A 4037-nucleotide genomic window follows, 5' to 3' on the forward strand; every position below is an offset into this window, starting at 1 on the left:
TCGCGTCGAGGCGTTCGCGCAGGAACGGCGCGGACACCACCGGCTCCAGCGCCGTGCGCCCGAGCGGCGGCGCCAGCGGCGTGACGACGGCGTCGTGGTCCAGCTCGAAGAAGAACACCAACGACACCAGGTCCTCGGTCGGCGCGTGGGTCTGCGGCGGCAGCACCCGGTGCCGCCCGGCCCGCCAGCGGTGCCCGGTCCAGTGCGCGAGCAGGTCGCCGACGTTCACCGTCAGCGCACCCGGGGTGTACGGCGCGTCGGTCCAACCGTGCCCCTCGACGTCGACCTGCAGCCCACCCGCCCCGGGCTCCCGTTCGAGCAGGGTGACGGTGCCGAAGTCGGTGTGCGGGCCGATCCGGAACTGACCGGGCAGCGGTGTCCCGGTCTCGGTCATCGGCGGGTAGCGGTTGATGTTGAACGTCCACGTCGGGTGGGTCGCGAGGTCGCGCAGCGTCGACGGCTCCTGCCCGAGCGCTCCCGCACACAGCTCCAGCAGCGCGCCGGCGACGCGGGTCATCGCCGTGCAGTAGGCGGTCACCGCCTCCCGCAGCGCCGGGACCTGCTCCGGCCAGACGTTCGGCGGGAACCACACCGCGTCGACGTCCGGGTCACCGGTCGGCGCGAAGGGCCCCACCGCGAAGGACTCCTTGAGGTCGGGCGGGGAGTCGCCGCCCTCGACGCGGTCGTTGGCCTCGACACCGGGGGCAGCCATCCCCGTCCGCCGACGCCGACCGCGTAGCCGTGCTTGACCGGCTCGGGCAGCGCGAAGAACTCGCGCGCCGCGGCCCGCACCGCCTGCGCCGCGGCGTCCGGCACACCGTGCCCGACGACCTGCAGGAACCCGGCCCGTTGCAACGCGATGTCCACCGCGGCCGGGGCCGGCGCGGCCAGGTCCACGGTCGGGATGAGCGCGGTCACCGCGTCCCCCCGTGCGTCGCGACGGCGGTGCGGCGCACCAGCAGCGCGTAGAGCCCGGCCGAGAGCACCAGCCCGACCAGGAAGGTCACGTCGCCGATCCCGGGCAGCAATCGCGGCACCAGCCCGGTGAACAGCTCCTGGTTGGCGAACAGCAGCACCGACACGACGACGCCGACGCCGAGCGCGATCGGGCCCGCGTGGTTGCGGTACGTGCGGTCGTAGAGCAGATCGAGGTCGGTCGGGCGCAGCCACTGGTCGGTGAGCACCACGCCGAGCCACGGCCCGACCCAGTACACGACGACCAGCAGGAACGCCTCGTACCCGGCCGCGGCGTCGCCGAGCGCGACCAGCGCGATCACGAACCCGACCGCCCCGAACGCCAGCGCGACGACGGCACGCGCGCCGCGCCAGCGGCACGTCGATGCCGAGGGCTAGGAACGCCATCGCCCCCGAGTAGACGTTGAGGACGTTCGCCGCGACCGCCCCGACCGCGATGGCGACCAGGGTCAGCACGGCCAGCCAGCCGGGCAGCAGGCCGGTGTAGTTCGCGACGGGTTGTCCGAGTCGAGCCCGGCCGCGGCCGCCGCCCCGACCGACGCCGCGCCGACGGACATGAACACCGTGGTGGACAGGAACAGGCCGCCGCCCGCGGCGAGACCGGTGGCGCGCGCCGACACCGAGCGGGGCAGGTAGCGGGAGTAGTCCGGCGGCGTACGGGCTCCAGCCCGCCGAGTACCCGACCACGGCGCCGACGGTCAGCAGGAACCCGCCGACCCCGCCCACCCCGTCCGGCGACGCGGCCGCCCCCGGGTCCGACCCGAGGAGCACCAGCACCGCCCCGACCCCGAGCACGAGCGCGAGCAGCGGGAACGCGAGCCGCTCGAAGGCCTGCACCAGGTTGTGCCCGAAGAACGCGACGGCGACCTGGACGACGACCACCGCCACCAGCCACGCGACCGTCCCGCCGCCGGTGATCGCCGACAGCGCGAACGCGGCGCTGACGCTGTTCACCGCGAACCAGCCGAAGCCCGAGGTGATCGTCATCAGGGCGGCGGGCAGCGCGTTGCCGCGGTGACCGAAGGCGAGCCGCCCCAGCACCATCTGCGGCACCCCGGGGGCGGGGTGTCCGCAGATGGTGCTGGGGCGGCTCGCCTTCGGTCACCGCGGCAACGCGCTGCCCGCCGCCCTGATGACGATCACCTCGGGCTTCGGCTGGTTCGCGGTGAACAGCGTCAGCGCCGCGTTCGCGCTGTCGGCGATCACCGGCGGCGGGACGGTCGCGTGGCTGGTGGCGGTGGTCGTCGTCCAGGTCGCCGTCGCGTTCTTCGGGCACAACCTGGTGCAGGCCTTCGAGCGGCTCGCGTTCCCGCTGCTCGCGCTCGTGCTCGGGGTCGGGGCGGTGCTGGTGCTCCTCGGGTCGGACCCGGGGGCGGCCGCGTCGCCGGACGGGGTGGGCGGGGTCGGCGGGTTCCTGCTGACCGTCGGCGCCGTGGTCGGGTACTCGGCGGGCTGGAGCCCGTACGCCGCCGACTACTCCCGCTACCTGCCCCGCTCGGTGTCGGCGCGCGCCACCGGTCTCGCCGCGGGCGGCGGCCTGTTCCTGTCCACCACGGTGTTCATGTCCGTCGGCGCGGCGTCGGTCGGGGCGGCGGCCGCGGCCGGGCTCGACTCGGACAACCCCGTCGCGAACTACACCGGCCTGCTGCCCGGCTGGCTGGCCGTGCTGACCCTGGTCGCCATCGCGGTCGGGGCGGTCGCGGCGAACGTCCTCAACGTCTACTCGGGGGCGATGGCGTTCCTAGCCCTCGGCATCGACGTGCCGCTGGCGCGGGCGCGTGCCGTCGTCGCGCTGGCGTTCGGGGCGGTCGGGTTCGTGATCGCGCTGGTCGCGCTCGGCGACGCCGCGGCCGGGTACGAGGCGTTCCTGCTGGTCGTCGTGTACTGGGTCGGGCCGTGGCTCGGCGTGGTGCTCACCGACCAGTGGCTGCGCCCGACCGACCTCGATCTGCTCTACGACCGCACGTACCGCAACCACGCGGGCCCGATCGCGCTCGGCGTCGGCGTCGTCGTGTCGGTGCTGCTGTTCGCCAACCAGGAGCTGTTCACCGGGCTGGTGCCGCGATTGCTGCCCGGGATCGGCGACGTGACCTTCCTGGTCGGGCTGGTGCTCTCGGCCGGGCTCTACGCGCTGCTGGTGCGCCGCACCGCCGTCGCGACGCACGGGGGGACGCGGTGACCGCGGCTCATCCCGACCGTGGACCTGGCCGCGCCGGCCCCGGCCGCGGTGGACATCGCGTTGCAACGGGCCGGGTTCCTGCAGGTCGTCGGGCACGGTGTGCCGGACGCCGCGGCGCAGGCGGTGCGGGCCGCGGCGCGCGAGTTCTTCGCGCTGCCCGAGCCGGTCAAGCACGGCTACGCGGTCGGCGTCGGCGGACGGGGATGGCTGCCCCCCGGTGTCGAGGCCAACGACCGCGTCGAGGGCGGCGACTCCCCGCCCGACCTCAAGGAGTCCTTCGCGGTGGGGCCCTTCGCGCCGACCGGTGACCCGGACGTCGACGCGGTGTGGTTCCCGCCGAACGTCTGGCCGGAGCAGGTCCCGGCGCTGCGGGAGGCGGTGACCGCCTACTGCACGGCGATGACCCGCGTCGCCGGCGCGCTGCTGGAGCTGTGTGCGGGAGCGCTCGGGCAGGAGCCGTCGACGCTGCGCGACCTCGCGACCCACCCGACGTGGACGTTCAACATCAACCGCTACCCGCCGATGACCGAGACCGGGACACCGCTGCCCGGTCAGTTCCGGATCGGCCCGCACACCGACTTCGGCACCGTCACCCCTGCTCGACCGGGAGCCCGGGGCGGGTGGGCTGCAGTCGAGCGTCGAGGGGCACGGTTGGACCGACGCGCCGTACACCCCGGGTGCGCTGACGGTGAACGTCGGCGACCTGCTCGCGCACTGGACCGGGCACCGCTGGCGGGCCGGGCGGCACCGGGTGCTGCCGCCGCAGACCCACGCGCCGACCGAGGACCTGGTGTCGTTGGTGTTCTTCTTCGAGCTGGACCACGACGCCGTCGTCACGCCGCTGGCGCCGCCGCCTCGGGCGCACGGCGCTGGAGCCGGTGGT

6 protein-coding genes and 2 pseudogenes are annotated in these 4037 nt (G+C 74.8%); 4 read left to right on the plus strand and 4 right to left on the minus strand.

The window, feature by feature from the left end; genetic code table 11:
* The 4 genes and pseudogenes from KPL57_RS64860 to KPL57_RS64875 all read right to left on the minus strand — a co-directional run.
* Positions 1 to 712 (minus strand): isopenicillin N synthase family oxygenase (locus tag KPL57_RS64860; RefSeq protein WP_226359418.1); only part of this gene is annotated, 712 nt, incomplete at its 3' end.
* A 53-nt stretch (positions 713 to 765) separates the two neighbouring features.
* Positions 766 to 918: pseudogene (locus KPL57_RS71620) on the minus strand (2-oxoglutarate and iron-dependent oxygenase domain-containing protein); the annotation flags it as partial.
* Positions 915 to 1277 carry a hypothetical protein gene (locus KPL57_RS64870; protein ID WP_226359419.1) on the minus strand — a complete coding sequence of 121 codons (363 nt, stop codon included), beginning with the start codon at positions 1275 to 1277 and terminating at the stop codon, positions 915 to 917. The gene KPL57_RS64870 and the pseudogene KPL57_RS71620, both read right to left, overlap by 4 nt.
* Before the next feature lie 147 nt (positions 1278 to 1424).
* The gene (locus tag KPL57_RS64875; RefSeq protein WP_226359420.1) at positions 1425 to 1595 is read right to left on the minus strand and encodes a hypothetical protein; all 171 of its coding nucleotides are present in this window, start codon (positions 1593 to 1595) and stop codon (positions 1425 to 1427) included.
* Between the two features lie 221 nt (positions 1596 to 1816).
* Between KPL57_RS64875 and KPL57_RS64880 the strand changes: the two genes are divergently transcribed.
* The 4 genes and pseudogenes from KPL57_RS64880 to KPL57_RS64895 all read left to right on the plus strand — a co-directional run.
* A complete protein-coding gene (locus tag KPL57_RS64880; RefSeq protein WP_226359421.1) occupies positions 1817 to 1993 on the plus strand; it encodes a hypothetical protein in 177 nt (58 codons plus the stop codon).
* 57 nt (positions 1994 to 2050) lie between these two features.
* Positions 2051 to 3154, plus strand: coding sequence for a cytosine permease (locus KPL57_RS64885; protein WP_226359422.1), 1104 nt, complete (start codon positions 2051 to 2053; stop codon positions 3152 to 3154).
* A gap of 48 nt (positions 3155 to 3202) precedes the next feature.
* A pseudogene (locus KPL57_RS64890) lies at positions 3203 to 3451 on the plus strand (2-oxoglutarate and iron-dependent oxygenase domain-containing protein); the annotation flags it as partial.
* A gap of 328 nt (positions 3452 to 3779) precedes the next feature.
* Positions 3780 to 4037, plus strand: a 258-nt coding sequence (locus tag KPL57_RS64895) for a 2OG-Fe(II) oxygenase family protein (protein WP_308253596.1), incomplete at its 3' end; no start/stop codon positions are given.

Source organism: Pseudonocardia sp. ICBG601 (genome assembly GCF_020496245.1).

What these genes read in the sequence shown, in the direction of transcription:
- KPL57_RS64885 (WP_226359422.1), top strand. Translation starts at nt 2,051, where the DNA reads ATGGTGCTGGGGCGGCTCGCCTTCGGTCACCGCGGCAACGCGCTGCCC.